Source organism: Thermococcus sp. (genome assembly GCF_027052235.1).
Taxonomy (GTDB): Archaea; Methanobacteriota_B; Thermococci; order Thermococcales; family Thermococcaceae; genus Thermococcus.
In genome coordinates this window covers 1-14632 of sequence record NZ_JALUFF010000052.1, presented here as the reverse complement: position 1 = coordinate 14632, position 14632 = coordinate 1, and the positions used below count along the sequence as shown (strand labels likewise).

The window sequence follows — 14632 nt, the reverse complement described above, 5'->3', positions numbered from 1 at the left end:
CCTTAAAAACCCTACCCGGCCGATGAGGAGAACTCCCTGCCCCGAGCGGTGAGGAGAACCGGCTCCCGAGGCCTAACCAGTGCCCTCAGATAGGCCGAATAGAAGGCCCTGACCCTTCTGAGGGAGGGGACGCTCACCCACTCGTCGCTCGCGTGCCAGTTGCCTCCCCTCGGCCCGTAGACGAGGGTTGGCTTCCCCAGATAGGTCGCGAAGTAATTGAAGTCCCCAACGCTCTGGCCGTAGGTTATGTTCGGTGCCTCCCCGAAGAGCCCCGAGTGAACGCGCTTGAAGAGCCTCACGAACCTGCCGTTTTCTCTCACGGTGTAGGGGAGCATCTCCGGGGTCGGGCGCGGGAACTTCTCAACCTCTAGCTCGGCCCCCAGTGAAAGCCTTTCCGCGAGGTTCTGGAGTTCCCCCTTAACCTTCTCCCAGTCCTCGCCGACAACGGTATGCCTGTCAATTACCGCGACTGCGCCATCCGGAACGCTTAGCCCGTCGGCCTCGCCGGAGAACGCGAGGGTGCAGTAGGAACCCCTGCCGAGCTTCGGGTGTCTCTTCATCCTGATTCTCTCAAGGTTGGAAACAAGACGGGCCAGCTCCTCGATGGCGTTTATACCCATCCACGGCCTCGCGGCGTGGGCCTTCTTTCCCCTTGCGCTGACCTTAACCACAAACCTGCCCCTTGCCCCCAGCATGAGCCTTTCGTTGGTCGGCTCGGCTATCAGGACTAGGTCGCTGTCCCTCAGCTTCCCGCTCTTTATGAGCTCCCACGTCCCCCTGGAGAAGCCCTCCTCGTCACTTACAGCAGTGAATATTACGTTGGGCCTCTCCTTCTTAGACAGCTCCCCCAGCTCGATGAAGACGCTCAGGAGGACGGCAAGGCCACCTTTCATGTCGGCACTCCCGAGGCCGTAAAACCTGTCACCCACAAGCTCGCCCCCCGGGTTCCTCGTCCATCCCCCTGAGATGTGGACGGTGTCCATGTGGCCGTTGAGGACGACGGTGGGGCCCTTTCCCTTCAGGTAAGAGACGATGTCGTCCCCGAAACCCTCAACGGGAACCCTCTCGACGTCGAAGCCGTTCTCCTCCAGAATAGCCGCTATGAAATCCGAGATTTTCCCCTCGTTCCCGAAGGGCGACTCTATCGAGACAAGGGCCTTCAAAAGCTCGAACTCGTCCATGAGCAACACCGGAAAAGGTAGGAATTAGGGCTTAAAGCTTTGTCCAGAATTGTGGTGGACCGGGCGGGATTTGAACCCGCGGCCTCCGCCTTGCGAGGGCGGCGCTCGTACCAGGCTGAGCTACCGGCCCGCACCCGGTATTAGTGAACCGGGGAGAGGTTTAAAAAGTTTTGGTATGAGGGACTTCATCGTTGGACAGATTTGAGTTTATTTTCAGGTGAGGACTGGGAGATTTTAGCTAGGAAATGGCAATTAACTGATGGGATTGCCTTCAGCAGCCACTTCCAGAGCGGAACCGCATCTGTGCTCTTCCCTCCGGCTTCAATTTTGCCCGAGTAGTCCCATGTTATCAGCGTTCCACTTCTCAGGTGGAAGAGCTCCATAGCCCTTGCCGCATGTGAACCGTCCTGTAAAATTCGAGAAGAGATAGAAGGCAACCTCCCTGAGCTCGCGGACGTTCCTGATGCCGTAGCGGACTATAACGTCTCTGGTGATGAGGAAGTTCTTAATAAAGTTCACCACCATAACCATACTGGAAATTTTATTCGGGATAGAAAAGGGAAAAGAAAAAACTCAGCCCTTCAGAATCTCGACTATCTGCTCGGCAACCTGAACTCCCGCCCTCATCTGGGCCTCAACGGTTGATGCACCGATGTGTGGCGTCAAAACAACGTTGTCGAACTTGGTGAGCGGGTGGTCCTTCGGCAGGGGTTCTTCCTCGTAGACGTCGAGGCCGGCTCCTGCAATCCAGCCCTCCTCAAGGGCCTTGACGAGGGCGTTGGTATCCACAACAGCCCCACGAGCGGCGTTGATGAGTATCGCCGTAGGCTTCATGAGCTTAAGCCTCTCCTCGTTTATCATGTGGTAGGTTGCGTCCACAAGGGGCACGTGGAGCGTAACGACGTCGCTCTCCCTGAGGAGGGTCTCAAGGTCGGCGAATTGCCCTCCAACTTCTTTCGCTCGCTCCTCGTTCGGATACGGGTCGTAGAGGAGAACCCTCATTCCGAAGGCGTTGGCTATCTTTGCAACCTGGTAGCCTATCCTTCCGAAGCCGACGATACCGATGGTCTTTCCTTCAAGTTCGATGCCCATGCACTGCTTCTTGGCCCAGACGCCTTCCCTCATCTTCCTGTCGGCGAAGGCTATCTTTCTGGCAACTGCAAAGAGCAGGCCAAAGGCGAGCTCCGCCACGCTCCTTGAGCTTGCCCCGGGGCTGTTGACGACTTTGATGCCCCTCTCTTTGGCCGCTTCTAAATCTATGTTGTCGAGGCCAACCCCGGCCCTCGCTATGACCTTGAGCTTCGGCGCGCTCTCGATAACCCTTCTGGTAACTTTGGGCTTGCTCCTCACTATTATCGCGTCCACGTCCTTTACAAGCTCGATCAGCCTTTCTTCGTCCGGGTATTCCTCGTAAACGACCTCAAAGCCGGCTTTTTTCAAAACCTCTATCGCCTTCTCGTGGAGTGGCGCGGCAACGAGCACCTTCATCCATCATCCCCTCCTCTTTATCGCCATCAGCATGACCTGGTCTGAAGCGTCCTCAGCGCGGTCGGCTATGTCGCCTATCTTCGTGAGAACCTGATTCCAGATGAGCTTGGCATAAGTGGTTATCGTTTCACTCTCAAAGACCTCAGCCTTCACGCGGTATTCGACGACGTCGGCCCTCTCCTCCCTGTCTTCGGTCTCCTTTGCGAGCTTGAGGGCTTCATCCACATCCCTGTTGAGGGCCTTCACGGCCTCCATTAGGACGTCGTAGGTCTCTATCGCCGAGCCAACCAGTTCGATGATTCCATCCTTGATTTCCTCCGGAACCTTTGGCTTGGCAAGTATGAGCACGTGGGCGGCGCTCTCGGCGGCGTCTGCCACCTGATCAACGAGCTCGCTCAGCCTGACGTAGTCGCCCCTGCTCGCCGGGAGGAAGGCACCTTCATAGAGCATCAGCTCTATGCTCCTCCTCAGGTTGTCGGCCTCGCTCTCCAGCTTTGAAACCTCCTCCTCAAGGGCCTTGGCCCCCTCAAGGTCGCCGTTCAGGTAAGCCTCCATAAGCTTTCTGAAGCTCTCAAGGGTCTTCCTGACGGCCTCAAGGTGGTTCTCAATTGCCTCGAAGACGTTGCTCTCCTTCCCTCCAAACAGCGCCATCTTCCACACCCCCTTGGGTATTGCCCGAACCCCTATTTAGCTTTTCCTTCGCCTTTATGAGAACCCATAGGAGCTCGTTCCTCGGGGCCTCCAAACCAATTGAGGAGGCGTATTCAACTATCTTGCCGTTTATGTAGTCAACCTCACTCTTTTTCCCGCGCATTATGTCCTGGAGAGTTGAGTTGTAGTTCTCCCGGGTTCTCTCGATGGTGTCCCAGAGGAGCTCAAGGGGGTGAACCTCGAACTCCACTCCAAGTTGCTGGGCGACGATGCATCCCTCCCGCGCGACCTCAACGGATATCCCCTCAAGTTCCGGGATTTCCCTGAGAAGGCCGTTTTTGACTTCTAAAACGGTTCCAAGACCGTTTATGACGGAGTTGACTATGGCCTTTGCCCACTTCCACCCGAGAACGTTCTCGGTAAGCTTTGTCTCCAATCCGGCGTTTCTGAAGGTCTCTGCAACTTTTTCAACGAACTTGTGCTTCCCCTTCGGATACTTCCCTATCACCGTTATTCCCCTTCCCGTCCATCTAACCTTTCCCCACTCGGTGAGCATGGCCCCGTTCGTCGTCACCCCGCCGATAACCTTGTCGGTGACCTTGAGTGCAAGCTCCTCGTTCCCGAGGCCGTTCTGTAAACTGAGTATCCAAGTGTTCTCTCCTATGCAGTGCCTGGCGCATTCAAGGGCCGTCTTTGTCGAGTAGGACTTGACGGTGAGGAGGAGCAGATCGGGCGGTTCCTCCGGGGCGTAGATCTCAGCCTTGGGGTAAACCGTGAACTCCTCAACGCCGGTTATCTTTAGTCCCCTCTCCCTCACGGCCTTTACGTGCTCTTCCCTGCCAATCAGAGTCACGTCGTGACCCGCTCTGGCGAGAAGGGCACCGAAAAGGGAACCTATCGAGCCAGCGCCGAGCACGTAAACCTTCACGCTATCACCTCAGCAGCTTCCTAAGATGGTGGAGGGAGTAAACAAGTAGCAGGCCGGAGGCTGAGAAGAATATGGTAGGTTCTATGTCGCTGATGTAAGCCAAAGGTATCCCCGTAAGGAGAGCGGAACCCATGAGAACCCCACCGCTGGAGACTCCCCTGTCGCCGGAGAGCATCGCAATCGTCGTCAGAACCCCCATAAGCCTAAACTCAAGGGGGTGAAGGGAATGGAGATCTGACCTCCTCCCCGCCGTGAACGGCGAGGGTTCCAACGAGTTAACCCCTCGCCAAGCTCGGAGAGGTTTACGGGCACTCATATCCTACTCCCGTTGCCAGTTTCGGTTCAGCCCGAGGGCACGGTCTCGTGCCCATTACCCCTACCGCAGAGCGGATTGGGGTTATTGCTTAAGGCCACTCATCAGTCTCAGACTGCCTCAATGGGCAGTCTTTCTAAGACGCCTTCCGGCGTCAAACCACTCCAAGACAGAGTGGTAACGTGAAACCCCTCGTCCCATCGGGTTGCTCTTGAGTGGCCTCTCCGAGGCCTTATTAAGTTGCAGAAACTTAAAAGGGTTTCGACGGTTTAATGGCTGTTGGGTGGTTTACTGCATCCCCTCCCTAAAGGGCGAGGCTTTCGGGAGAAAAAGTAAGCAATAACCCCGGCCAGAACGAGGTTTAGGGCCCGCTCCCACATCCTCACCCTCTGGCTTCCGAAGCTCAGTGGCATTGCAATCAGCGCCATGACGAGCCCGACCAAGGCCATGTAATCCCCCGTAAGAACCCACTCAAGGAAAGACCAGCTGGCGAGGGAGGATGAGCCGTAGAAGAGCGCCTTTCTCCTGAGCGAGAACAGGGTAAGGATGGCGTAGGGGAGGAGGTATATGACCCTATTCACCGGCATTCTCATCAGGGGGTATGCGAGGGCTATGACTCCCAACGTTAGCGGTATGAGCTCCACCCTCCTTATCCTTCCACCGGAAACCCTTTAATCGCCACCCCTAAAATCCTTTCGTATGAACCTCTCAGTTGTTCTCGTTGAGCCCGAGGGGCCGGCGAACATAGGCATGGTAGCGAGAACCATGAAGAACTTCGGCTTCTCAAGGCTAGTCTTAATCAATCCGAACCTGACGGATGAGAGCTACAGCTACGCCGTCCACGCCACCGACGTCCTCGAAAGGGCCCTCGTCCTTGAAGGCTTCGAAGAGGCCCTGGAGCTCTTTGATCTGGCCGTTGGCACCACGGGAAAGCCCGGAAGGGGCTACATTCCAGCCAGGGCCCCGGTGATGCCCTGGGAGCTGAGGGAGACGCTGAAAGGCTACTCTGGAAGCGTTGGCCTCTTCTTTGGCCGGGAGAGCATCGGGCTGAAGAACGAGGAACTGGAAAGGCTCGACTTCACAGTTACGATACCAACAAGCGAGGCTTATCCAGTTATGAACTTAGCTCAAGCCGTTGCGGTAATCCTCTACGAGCTCTCCAAGGAAAGGCCCGAGCCAGCGGTTGAGGCACTGAAACCCGCAGCAAGGGAGGAGAAGGAGCATCTGGTGAAGACATGGGCGGAACTCCTTGAGGTCATGGACTACCCCAAGGATTCCGAGCGGAGGGAGGTCTTCGTCAAGGTCTTCAGGCGTTTCGTTGGCAGGGCCGTTCTGTACGGAAGGGAAGTCCACACCCTTATTGGCCCCCTGAGGAGGGCCAGACTTAAACTGGAGGAATGCGAAGATGCTGAGCGTTGAGCGCTTTAGGGTTCTCGACAGGGATGTATGGATTGGGGTAATTTTCTCGGGGAGGATTCAGGGGATAAGCTTTGCCTTCGACAGGAAAACTCTGTTTGATAGGGTAAGAGAACGGGAGGAATTCCTCAAAAGGCGAGGTGTTGAAGTCTCTCTGGACGTGAGGCCTAGCCTTTATCCTGAAATGGTCTACCGCGTCCTCGTCGGGGAGCTTGAAAACGCCGACCTGCTGGGGGAGCTCTCCTTCGAGGGCGTTACACCCTTCGAGAGGCGCGTTTACGAGTGGCTCACGAAAAACGTTAAAAGAGGTTCCGTTATAACCTATGGTGCGCTTGCGAAGGCCCTTGGAACGTCCCCGAGGGCCATTGGGGGCGCGATGAGGAGGAACCCTTATCCGATAGTCGTGCCGTGCCACCGAGTTGTTTCGAGGGACGGCATAGGGAACTACAGCTCTGGAGTCGAGGAGAAGAGGTTCCTGCTAAAGGTCGAGGGGGTGAAGAAATGGACAGACTGAAGGCTTACATTATAGGTTTCATAATCGTGCTTCTTGCCATAGCGGCGGGTATAGTCTGGTACGGTGGATGGAGGCTTTTACTCCAGGTCATCCTCGTCCTCGGGTTCCTTGGTGTTACCCTGATGCTCGGCTTCTTCACGGCATTAACCCTCTACGCCGAGAGCTGGAAGTATGGGACTTTACTGGCGATTTTCACAGCAATAAGCGCCTACGGCCTCTATCTCAGCGCCACGTGGCAGAAGCTCAACGTCGTTGCAGGGATTATAGTCTTCTTCATTGCAGTGGTCGCCTTCGGAATCTGGTACATCAGCGAGCCTGACCTTGGCCTTGTTGACCGCTTCAAGAGCGCCGAAAGCCTCGAAAAAGCCGGGAAATACAAGCAGGCAGCGAGGAAGTACGAGAAGGCCGGAAACTACCTGAAAGCGGCTGAGATGTACCTCAAGCTCGGCTGGCTTGAGAGCGCGGCGTGGGCCTACGAGAAGGCTGGCCAGTACGAGAAGGCAGCCGAAATCTACGAGCAGCTTTACGAGAAGGAGAAGGACACCTACTACCTCAAGGAGGCCCACGAGTACTGGAAGAAGGCTGGAAACATGGAGAGGGCAGCTAAGGCTTTGGAGCGCTACGCCGAGGAAGAGCCCTGGTTCTGGGAGGACGTGGCGAAGCTCTACGAGGAGTTAGGCAACGAGGAGAAGGCGAGGGAGGCCTGGCTGAAGGCCCTTGAGTACTATCAGAAAGAAGCCGAAGAGGAAGGCGTATTCTGGGAGGACGTCGGCAACATAGCGCGCAAACTTGGAATGGAGGAGCTCGCTAGGGAGGCCTACCAGAAGTTCCTCGAATACTGCCTGAAAGAGGCTGAAGAAGACCCGATGTGGTGGAAGCACGTGGCTGAAGCCTACGAATACCTCGGCGAGAAGGAGAAGGCCGAAGAAGCTAGGAGGAAGTACGAGGAGTACAGGCGGAGGATTACAAAGGCCAATGAGGAAACGTCGAAGTCCCCAGAGGAGAAGGGGGAGTGAGCTAAAAGACCCTTTTTATCTCCTTAATTTTGTCAAAATCACGGTCGTTTGAGAGTATTACGTCTATCCTGTGGGCTTTCATCGTAGCATAGTGGATGGCATCGTCAAAGTCAAGTCGCCCGCACTTCTCCGCTTCGGACAGAATCTCTGGAGTTAAGGGAACGATTTTTATCCCCAGCTCAGAGAGTATGTTAGTCAGCTCTGGTCTGTTATTACCTTTTCTTCGGAGGAGGACGTGGAGCTGCCAGACCGTTAGTGCAGATGTAATCATCCGGCCGTAGTACTCCTCAACAAGCTCCTTAGCTCTAATTCCGAACTCTTCGTTTGCGGTCAGGATATAGTAGATCACATTGACGTCTGCATAAACCTTCAAAGCTCATCCCTCAGGAGCTTTTCGGTTTCCTCCTCAGCTATCCTGTCTATCTCCTCAGCGGTCAGGTTCTCGCCCTTGAAAATACCCCAGTACTTTTCTATCTTCTTCCTTACTGGAACGAGGACTATCTCCCCGTTTCTCTCTTCGATGTAGAATTCCCTGGAGCGAAGCTTCTTTCTGATGCTGGCCGGAAGATAGAGTCTGCCATTATCATCGAGTCTTACGACTTCCACTGTCATGGTAGATATTAGGATTTTGGAAATTAAATAGTTTTTGGAAAACTTCCTCAGTACGCATCGTCTTGGTTCTTAAGCTCCTCTAGCTCTTTCTTCAGTTCTTTTTTTCCTTTCTCTCAGCATAGCGCTCCGGATAAGTGAAAAGAGCCCAGCTAGTGGAAATAGCTCAACTCTGGGGAGGCTGGGCTTATCTAAGTACCGTTGGATAGTTTTTGGGAACTAACATGACCTAACCTTTTATGGGCTCCCTAAAAGTTTTAAACTTTGAATCCTAATTCAGGCTAATCGGAGGTGTTAGGAGTGGCCAGCGAGAACGAGGAGAAGCCGAAGCTCAACATCGTCAAGCTCTCCAAGATGCCCCTGAAGCTCGTTATGGACGAGAAGTTCCTCAGGCTTTCGCCCGATGACAGGATTGAGGACCTCATCAAGGGGCTCGAACACAGAACCTGCGCCGTCGTTACCGACGAGGCCGGAAAGCTTCTCGGCTTCATCTCGGTCGACGAGATAATCAACCTCATAGTTCCGCCCACGGATTACGTTCTCGTGGGTATGGACGCCCTCAAGGAGGCCCATTTCGACTGGGACAGGCCGGTAAAGGAGATAATGAACCCGAGGCCGATAACTCTGTCGCCCAAGGACACCCTCGGCTACGCTCTAGGAATGATGCTCGAAACTGGAGTGAGACAGTTCCCTGTGGTCGAGAAGAAGAAGGTCGTTGGAACCTTCTCGGCCCAGAGCGTCATAAGACTCCTCAGGGTATTCTCACGGTGATGGTCGTGGAGCCCGAGTTGATACTCTACATAGCTGCCATGCTTGCCGTTGCCGAGGTCTTCGGCTGGATCTTTGCCAGAATAAACCAGCCCGTGGTTCTCGGCCAGATAGTCGGGGGAATACTCCTCGGAATAGCCATGCCCCCGACGGAGGAGGTTAAGGACATCTCAATGATAGGCGTTCTCATGCTCCTCTTTCTGGCCGGTCTGGAGAGCAGTATCGATGAGCTCAAGGAGGCCGGGAAAGCTGGTCTATCCGTTGCCGGAATAGGCGTCCTCGTGGCTTTTTTGATGGGCTTTGGAATAGCGTACCCCTTCAAGGGCTTTCAGCAGGCCCTTCTGTACGGCGCTTTAACAACTCCAACGAGCGTTAGTTTGACCGTTAGAGTCCTCATGGAGCTGGATAAACTAAAGACGGTTGAAGGCAACACGATACTCACCGCCGCGATAGTGGACGACATACTCGGCATCATCGTCCTCACCATCGTTATCTCAGCCCTTGGGGAGGGTGGTGTGAAGGCCGTGGGAATAGCCGAGATACTCCTGATGGTTCTCCTCTTCCTTGTCCTAATGGTCTACGCGGTTCCCGGAATTATGGACTACCTCCTGAGAAAGGTCGTCAGGATAGGCTTCGCGGACTCGACGGTTACCCTCTCGATGGCCTCGCTCTTTGCCTTTGCTTACTTAGCGGAGCACATGAACCTGGCATCTATCCTCGGGGCTTATCTCTTTGGCCTTGCACTCAGCGAGACGGAGTTCAGGAAGCCGATATTCGAGCACACGAGGGTGATTGCACATTCCCTCTTCGTCCCGCTCTTCTTCGTAGACGTTGGCATGAATATCCCGCTGAAGGGCCTCTCATCAGTTGGGCTCTTTGCGCTTCTCTTCAGCGTCGTCGCAATACTCAGCAAGGTCATAGGTTGCGGTCTTGGGGCGTTGATAGCTGGCCTAGGCTCAAAGTCAGCCCTGAGAATAGGCGTCGGCATGATACCGAGGATGGGTGTAGAGCTTGCCATGCTCGCCATAGCGCTGAAGGAGGGCATTGTTGGGGCTGACGCCTACGTTGTGATAGTCCTGATGATATTCCTGAGCACGCTGATAACCCCGACCCTCCTGAAGGCCGTCTTTGGTGGCGAGTCCTAGCTTCCCAACCTTTTTAAGATTCGGGAAGGAGTGAAGACGGTGGTAACGATGATGGGAATGAACCCTAGGCAGATGAAGAGGCTGATGCGCCAGATGGGCATCAAGATGGAGGAGCTTGAGGGCGTTAAGGAAGTTGTTCTGAGGTTCGAGGGTAAAGAGATAATCCTGAAAGAACCTGCAGTTACCGTCATGGTCGTTCAGGGAGAGAAGAGCTACCAGATTGTCCCGGGGAGCGAAGAGGTCAGGGAAGTCCTGAAAATCCCGGAGGAGGACATTCAGCTCGTCATGGAGCAGGCAGGTGTTGACAGGGAAACCGCACTCAAAGCGCTGGAAGAAACAAAAGGGGACATAGCGGAGGCCATTCTCAAGCTGACGGGGGAGTGATCACTCCTTCTTAAACTTCTCTATGGCCTTCATGAGCGGTATCAGGTGCATAAGCGCTGGACCACCGGCCATCAGGACTGCTACAAGACCGGCCTCTATAAGCTCCTCGGGCTTAGCCCCGGCCTCAAGTGCCTTCTGGGTGTGGAGGTAGATGCACCATTCACAGCCGGCCGCTATTCCAAGGGCGAGGGCTATCAGTTCCTTTTCTCTCGTCGTTAGCGCCTTGTTGTCGAGGGTTTCCCTGAGAAACCTTGAGAAGGCCGATATCTCCTTGGGATGTTGTTTTCCAAGCCTTTCGAGGAGCTCCTCTATTTCCTTAAGTTTGACCTCAACGTCCCCGTTCTCCATGCAGATCACCAGAGGGAGTTCTCAGAGTCCCTTAAAGGCCTATCTAAAACCCAACGTTGGAAACCGGAGGTTCCAAAAGGCTATAAACCACGCCTGAGATGAAAAAACGATGAGGGCAATAGGCGTCATAAGGAAGTCGCGGAGGGAAAGGCCCAGCAGGGAGGAGTTCGAGGAGCTTCTCAGGAGTGCTGGCTACGAGGTTCTGGCAATAGTCGAGCAGAACCGAGAGGAGCATCCAAAGTACAATATCGGCAGGGGAAAGCTGGAGGAGCTTAAGAGACTCGTCGAGGAGCTGAAACCCGACAAGGTCGTCTTCGCCAACAGGCTAACCCCCAGTCAGGCCTACAACCTGTGGAAGGAGCTGAAGGTGGACGTCATAGACCGCTGGCAGCTGGTCCTTGAGATATTCGAGAAGCGCGCTCACTCAAGGGAGGCCAAGCTTCAGGTTGAGTTGGCTTCTCTCCAGTACGAAGTTCCCTTCGTCAAGGAGGCCATCAGGAGGATAAAGCTCGGCGACAGGGCCGGCTTCAAGGGAATGGGCGAATACCAGACGAGGCAGTACCTGAAGCACATACGCTACCGGATGGGGAGGATAAAGAAGGAACTCGAAAAGGTTAGGGCCGACAGGGACGTGAAGAGGAAGAGGAGAGAAGAGCTCGGTTTCGTTCTCATAGCTCTGGCCGGATACACGAACGCTGGAAAGTCAACGCTACTTAACGCTCTAGCCGGGGAGAGCGTTGAAGCTAGGAACCAGATGTTCACCACCCTCGACACGACGACGAGGCGCTTCAGGCTGGGAACTAAGAGGGCCCTCGCCACGGACACCGTCGGCTTCATAGACGGCCTGCCACCCTTCATAGTGGAGGCCTTCCACTCCACCCTTGAGGAGATAGTGAAGGCCGACGTAATCCTCCTCGTCCTCGACGCCAGCGAGCCGTGGATGGAGATAAGGAGGAAGTTTCTGGCTTCCATGAGGGTTCTGAGGGAGCTCAAGGCCCTCGAAAAGCCCATACTGGTCGTCCTTAACAAGATAGACCTGATTGAGCGCGAGGACGCCGAAACGAAGGCGGAGCTTATAGATAAGGTCGCCGAGGAGATGGGCCTGCCGATTTCGGGTGTCGTCAAGGCCTCCGCGAAGGAGGGGCAACTCGACGAACTCCGCTCGGCCCTAGAGGGTCTGATACTCACCCTGCCGAAGTACGGAACCTTTGAGGTTGAAGTTGACGATTCCCCTCTGGTTCCGGAGATACTGGCCTTCATAAACTCCGTTGGGGAGGTTCTGGACGTTAACTACGGAAAGACGACGAGGATAAAGGCATACATCCAGACCGGAATGGTTGGGGAGCTGATAAAGAAGGGAGCAAGAATCACCCGCTCAAATCATCCCGGCAAAGGCGAAGACTTTGAGAAGGACGTAGGAGATGCCTACAGCGGTTAGAGGCGTCGCCACCCAGCCGAAGAGTATATCCAAAACAACCCTTCTGTCTACGCCCTGACCGACGAGAAGGCCAACGCCTACGACGCCCCCAACTATTGACTGACTTGAACTAACTGGTAAGCCAAAGACGTTTGCTAAGCTCACCGCTATCGCGGAGCCGAACTGGGCCGAGAAAGCCGAGATAGGCCCGAGAGCGGTTATCTTTCTCCCCACCGTGTGCATAACAGCGTAGCTGAAAGTAAGGGAGCCAACTGCAAGGCTCAGGGCAACTAAAACTCCAGCGGTCTTTGGCTCAAGGAAGCCCGCCCCGACTATTGGTCCGGAGGCGTTCGCAACTTCGTTCGTCCCGAAGTTGAAGGCCATGTAAGAGCCCCCGAGTATTGCCAGTGCCTTGTAGAGGGCCTCGATTGTTGAGACGGTCTTTATGCGGGAGATAACAAGGGAGTAGAACTTGTAGAGAACCATCGCAAGAATTCCTGAGAGGACGGGAGAGATTACCCATGCAGCGGCTATCTTGAGGAGTGTGAACCAGTTCACAGGCGCGTGGGTGGCGAGGCCCACCCCTATAACTCCCCCGACTATCGACTGGGTGGTCGAGACGGGAAGGCCCTTTATTGTCGCTATCGTCACCCAGACACCAGCCGAGAGGAGGGCTATGAGGGCCATCTCCATCGTGAGGTAACCGTGGGGCACTATGCCCTCCCCAACGGTCTTCATGACCTTGTATCCCCTCAAATAGGCCCCTAGGAGGACGAATATCGCTATCGTGAGCGTGGCCTGACGGAAGCTGAGTATCCCCGAGCCAACGGCGGTTCCCATAGCGTTTGCGGAATCGTTTGAGCCGATGTTCCAAGCTATGTAGAAGGCCACTGCAATTATTGCAATCGCGAGTCCGTTCATGTCCCTCCCTCCCAGATGGCTATATAGTCTATATATAAAAATTTTTCGAGAACCGATGGCCGGAGAACCCCACGGTGGAATTTTAACGTTCACTCTTACCCAGAAATACCCTCTTAGACTTCCTTAACGCCTTACCGAAACCTAAATAAATGTTTCGGATTAACTAACGGTGAAAAACCCCAAGGAGGCAGGGAAGATGATTGAGATACGTTTTCACGGTAGGGGTGGACAGGGTGCAGTTACAGCCGCGAACATCTTGGCGTCAGCCGCTTTCAAGCAGGGCAAATACGTCCAGGCGTTTCCCTTCTTCGGCGTTGAGAGGCGTGGGGCGCCGGTTACAGCTTTCACAAGGATAGACGACAAGCCGATAAGGATAAAGACCCAGATTTACGAGCCCGATATTGTTGTCGTCCTCGACCCGAGTCTTCTCGACACCGTTGACGTCACCGCCGGCCTCAAGGACGGAGGAACCGTCATTATCAACACCGAGAAGAGCAAGGAGGAAGTCCTTGAGAAGCTCAAGAAGAAGCCGGCGAAGCTGGCACTCGTGGATGCCACCACCATAGCCCTCGAAGTCCTCGGTTTGCCGATTACCAACACCGCAATCCTCGGTGCGGTTGCAAAGGCCACCGGAATAGTGGAACTCAAGTACGTCCTGGAGGCAATAAAGGAGACCTTCTCCGGAGCCCTCGGAGAGAAGAACGCCAGGGCAGCTGAAGAGGCCTACAACAAGACCGTCGTTTACGAGCTCTGATCTTCTCTTCCCTTCCTTAAATTCCAAGGTGGTGATGGGATTGGAGAACACCCTGTTTGGGGAGAAAAAGACCGAGGCGAGGAAGCTGGTGTTCACCTCGGTCGAGCAGTATCCCGAGGCCCCCATAAGTCTCGAAACAACGTTAAGCAACTTCACCGGGGACTGGAGAACTTTCATGCCGGTCATCAACGAGGAGAAGTGCGTCAAGTGCTACATCTGCTGGAAGTTCTGTCCGGAGCCTGCAATCTACATCAAGCCCGACGGTTACGTGGCTGTGGACTACGACTACTGTAAGGGTTGCGGAATCTGCGCCAACGAGTGCCCGACAAACGCGATAACGATGGAAAAGGAGGAGAAGTGATATGGCCGAGTACAAGCCGAGTAGAAAAGTTGTGAGCGGGAACTACGCCGCTGCATACGCGGTCAAGCATGCGCGCGTTCAGGTCGTCGCCGCTTACCCGATCACGCCCCAGACGAGCATCATCGAGAAGATAGCCGAGTTCATAGCCAACGGAGAGGCTGACATCCAGTACGTCCCGGTCGAGAGCGAGCACTCTGCTATGGCCGCAACCATAGGTGCCTCCGCAACAGGGGCGAGGGCCTTCACCGCTACAGCCGCCCAGGGATTGGCTTTAATGCACGAGATGCTCCACTGGGCAAGCGGGGCGAGATTACCGATAGTTATGGTTGACGTCAACCGTGCCATGGCTCCCCCCTGGAGCGTCTGGGACGACCAGACCGACAGCTTGGCCCAGCGCGACACGGGCTGGATGCAGTTC

General features: G+C 55.0%; 20 protein-coding genes, 1 tRNA gene and 1 pseudogene. 10 read left to right on the top strand and 12 right to left on the bottom strand.

Annotated elements, in window-relative coordinates:
• Window positions 1-11: 11 nt before the first annotated feature.
• From MVC73_RS06315 to MVC73_RS06280, 8 genes are all read right to left on the bottom strand, one after another.
• Complete coding sequence (locus MVC73_RS06315; protein WP_297508525.1) at window positions 12-1181, bottom strand: M20/M25/M40 family metallo-hydrolase; 1170 nt, start codon at window positions 1179-1181, stop codon at window positions 12-14.
• 52 nt (window positions 1182-1233) lie between these two features.
• Window positions 1234-1311: transfer RNA gene (locus tag MVC73_RS06310), tRNA-Ala, on the bottom strand.
• Between the two features lie 191 nt (window positions 1312-1502).
• Window positions 1503-1700, bottom strand: coding sequence for a hypothetical protein (locus tag MVC73_RS06305; RefSeq protein ID WP_297508461.1), 198 nt, complete (start codon window positions 1698-1700; stop codon window positions 1503-1505).
• 54 nt (window positions 1701-1754) lie between these two features.
• Window positions 1755-2669 (bottom strand): hydroxyacid dehydrogenase, encoded by a 915-nt coding sequence (locus MVC73_RS06300; protein WP_297508458.1) that lies wholly within the window; start codon window positions 2667-2669, stop codon window positions 1755-1757.
• 3 nt (window positions 2670-2672) lie between these two features.
• Entirely contained in the window at window positions 2673-3320 is a 648-nt protein-coding gene (locus MVC73_RS06295; protein ID WP_297508455.1) for a TIGR00153 family protein, read from the bottom strand.
• The gene (locus MVC73_RS06290; RefSeq protein ID WP_297508452.1) at window positions 3274-4248 is read right to left on the bottom strand and encodes a 2-dehydropantoate 2-reductase; all 975 of its coding nucleotides are present in this window, start codon (window positions 4246-4248) and stop codon (window positions 3274-3276) included. Before MVC73_RS06290 ends, MVC73_RS06295 begins: the two co-directional genes overlap by 47 nt.
• A gap of 4 nt (window positions 4249-4252) precedes the next feature.
• Complete coding sequence (locus MVC73_RS06285) at window positions 4253-4519, bottom strand: hypothetical protein (RefSeq protein ID WP_297508448.1); 267 nt, start codon at window positions 4517-4519, stop codon at window positions 4253-4255.
• Between the two features lie 311 nt (window positions 4520-4830).
• Complete coding sequence (locus tag MVC73_RS06280) at window positions 4831-5205, bottom strand: hypothetical protein (protein ID WP_297508445.1); 375 nt, start codon at window positions 5203-5205, stop codon at window positions 4831-4833.
• Window positions 5206-5260: 55 nt separating this feature from the next.
• Here MVC73_RS06280 and MVC73_RS06275 point away from each other — a divergent pair, with 55 nt between their 5' ends.
• From MVC73_RS06275 to MVC73_RS06265, 3 genes are read left to right on the top strand one after another with little or no spacing between them, the layout of a single operon-like run.
• Window positions 5261-5980 carry an RNA methyltransferase gene (locus tag MVC73_RS06275; protein ID WP_297508442.1) on the top strand — a complete coding sequence of 240 codons (720 nt, stop codon included), beginning with the start codon at window positions 5261-5263 and terminating at the stop codon, window positions 5978-5980.
• Window positions 5967-6491, top strand: coding sequence for a methylated-DNA--protein-cysteine methyltransferase (otg, locus tag MVC73_RS06270; protein WP_297508440.1), 525 nt, complete (start codon window positions 5967-5969; stop codon window positions 6489-6491). The genes MVC73_RS06275 and otg overlap by 14 nt, the downstream gene beginning before the upstream one ends.
• Window positions 6479-7507 (top strand): tetratricopeptide repeat protein, encoded by a 1029-nt coding sequence (locus MVC73_RS06265; RefSeq protein WP_297508436.1) that lies wholly within the window; start codon window positions 6479-6481, stop codon window positions 7505-7507. The genes otg and MVC73_RS06265 overlap by 13 nt, the downstream gene beginning before the upstream one ends.
• 1 nt (window position 7508) lies before the next feature.
• Here MVC73_RS06265 and MVC73_RS06260 read toward each other — a convergent pair whose 3' ends face one another.
• Both MVC73_RS06260 and MVC73_RS06255 read right to left on the bottom strand, forming a co-directional pair.
• Window positions 7509-7880, bottom strand: a complete 372-nt coding sequence (locus MVC73_RS06260; protein WP_297508433.1) for a type II toxin-antitoxin system VapC family toxin — start codon at window positions 7878-7880, stop codon at window positions 7509-7511.
• Entirely contained in the window at window positions 7877-8119 is a 243-nt protein-coding gene (locus MVC73_RS06255; RefSeq protein WP_297508430.1) for an AbrB/MazE/SpoVT family DNA-binding domain-containing protein, read from the bottom strand. Before MVC73_RS06255 ends, MVC73_RS06260 begins: the two co-directional genes overlap by 4 nt.
• A 297-nt stretch (window positions 8120-8416) precedes the next feature.
• Here MVC73_RS06255 and MVC73_RS06250 point away from each other — a divergent pair, with 297 nt between their 5' ends.
• The 3 genes from MVC73_RS06250 to MVC73_RS06240 are packed head-to-tail and all read left to right on the top strand — an operon-like array spanning window position 8417 to window position 10413.
• Window positions 8417-8887: a CBS domain-containing protein gene (locus MVC73_RS06250; protein WP_297508427.1), complete on the top strand. Its 471-nt coding sequence runs from the start codon at window positions 8417-8419 to the stop codon at window positions 8885-8887.
• Window positions 8887-10029: a cation:proton antiporter gene (locus MVC73_RS06245; protein WP_297508522.1), complete on the top strand. Its 1143-nt coding sequence runs from the start codon at window positions 8887-8889 to the stop codon at window positions 10027-10029. The genes MVC73_RS06250 and MVC73_RS06245 overlap by 1 nt, the downstream gene beginning before the upstream one ends.
• A 48-nt stretch (window positions 10030-10077) precedes the next feature.
• On the top strand, window positions 10078-10413 hold the full coding sequence (locus MVC73_RS06240) for a nascent polypeptide-associated complex protein (protein WP_297508519.1): 336 nt from the start codon (window positions 10078-10080) through the stop codon (window positions 10411-10413).
• Here MVC73_RS06240 and MVC73_RS06235 read toward each other — a convergent pair whose 3' ends face one another.
• The gene (locus MVC73_RS06235; RefSeq protein WP_297508516.1) at window positions 10414-10761 is read right to left on the bottom strand and encodes a carboxymuconolactone decarboxylase family protein; all 348 of its coding nucleotides are present in this window, start codon (window positions 10759-10761) and stop codon (window positions 10414-10416) included.
• 109 nt (window positions 10762-10870) lie between these two features.
• On the opposite strand from MVC73_RS06235, the gene hflX reads away from it, so the two are divergent.
• On the top strand, window positions 10871-12199 hold the full coding sequence (gene hflX / locus MVC73_RS06230) for a GTPase HflX (protein WP_297508424.1): 1329 nt from the start codon (window positions 10871-10873) through the stop codon (window positions 12197-12199).
• Here the strand turns inward: hflX and MVC73_RS06225 are convergent.
• A complete protein-coding gene (locus tag MVC73_RS06225) occupies window positions 12137-13099 on the bottom strand; it encodes an inorganic phosphate transporter (RefSeq protein ID WP_297508420.1) in 963 nt (320 codons plus the stop codon). The two genes, hflX and MVC73_RS06225, sit on opposite strands and share 63 nt — an antisense overlap.
• A gap of 196 nt (window positions 13100-13295) precedes the next feature.
• On the opposite strand from MVC73_RS06225, the gene MVC73_RS06220 reads away from it, so the two are divergent.
• The 3 genes and pseudogenes from MVC73_RS06220 to porA all read left to right on the top strand — a co-directional run.
• Window positions 13296-13853: a pyruvate/ketoisovalerate ferredoxin oxidoreductase subunit gamma gene (locus MVC73_RS06220; RefSeq protein ID WP_297508513.1), complete on the top strand. Its 558-nt coding sequence runs from the start codon at window positions 13296-13298 to the stop codon at window positions 13851-13853.
• A gap of 34 nt (window positions 13854-13887) precedes the next feature.
• Window positions 13888-14214 (top strand): 3-methyl-2-oxobutanoate dehydrogenase subunit delta, encoded by a 327-nt coding sequence (locus MVC73_RS06215; protein ID WP_297508417.1) that lies wholly within the window; start codon window positions 13888-13890, stop codon window positions 14212-14214.
• 1 nt (window position 14215) lies between these two features.
• Window positions 14216-14632: pseudogene (gene porA, locus MVC73_RS06210) on the top strand (pyruvate ferredoxin oxidoreductase); the annotation flags it as partial.

What these genes read in the sequence shown, in the direction of transcription:
- MVC73_RS06315 (WP_297508525.1), bottom strand. Translation starts at nt 1,181, where the DNA reads ATGGACGAGTTCGAGCTTTTGAAGGCCCTTGTCTCGATAGAGTCGCCC.
- MVC73_RS06300 (WP_297508458.1), bottom strand. Translation starts at nt 2,669, where the DNA reads ATGAAGGTGCTCGTTGCCGCGCCACTCCACGAGAAGGCGATAGAGGTT.
- MVC73_RS06295 (WP_297508455.1), bottom strand. Translation starts at nt 3,320, where the DNA reads ATGGCGCTGTTTGGAGGGAAGGAGAGCAACGTCTTCGAGGCAATTGAG.
- MVC73_RS06275 (WP_297508442.1), top strand. Translation starts at nt 5,261, where the DNA reads ATGAACCTCTCAGTTGTTCTCGTTGAGCCCGAGGGGCCGGCGAACATA.
- otg (WP_297508440.1), top strand. Translation starts at nt 5,967, where the DNA reads ATGCTGAGCGTTGAGCGCTTTAGGGTTCTCGACAGGGATGTATGGATT.
- MVC73_RS06265 (WP_297508436.1), top strand. Translation starts at nt 6,479, where the DNA reads ATGGACAGACTGAAGGCTTACATTATAGGTTTCATAATCGTGCTTCTT.
- MVC73_RS06255 (WP_297508430.1), bottom strand. Translation starts at nt 8,119, where the DNA reads ATGACAGTGGAAGTCGTAAGACTCGATGATAATGGCAGACTCTATCTT.
- MVC73_RS06245 (WP_297508522.1), top strand. Translation starts at nt 8,887, where the DNA reads ATGGTCGTGGAGCCCGAGTTGATACTCTACATAGCTGCCATGCTTGCC.
- MVC73_RS06240 (WP_297508519.1), top strand. Translation starts at nt 10,078, where the DNA reads ATGATGGGAATGAACCCTAGGCAGATGAAGAGGCTGATGCGCCAGATG.
- MVC73_RS06235 (WP_297508516.1), bottom strand. Translation starts at nt 10,761, where the DNA reads ATGGAGAACGGGGACGTTGAGGTCAAACTTAAGGAAATAGAGGAGCTC.
- hflX (WP_297508424.1), top strand. Translation starts at nt 10,871, where the DNA reads ATGAGGGCAATAGGCGTCATAAGGAAGTCGCGGAGGGAAAGGCCCAGC.
- MVC73_RS06225 (WP_297508420.1), bottom strand. Translation starts at nt 13,099, where the DNA reads ATGAACGGACTCGCGATTGCAATAATTGCAGTGGCCTTCTACATAGCT.
- MVC73_RS06220 (WP_297508513.1), top strand. Translation starts at nt 13,296, where the DNA reads ATGATTGAGATACGTTTTCACGGTAGGGGTGGACAGGGTGCAGTTACA.
- MVC73_RS06215 (WP_297508417.1), top strand. Translation starts at nt 13,888, where the DNA reads ATGGGATTGGAGAACACCCTGTTTGGGGAGAAAAAGACCGAGGCGAGG.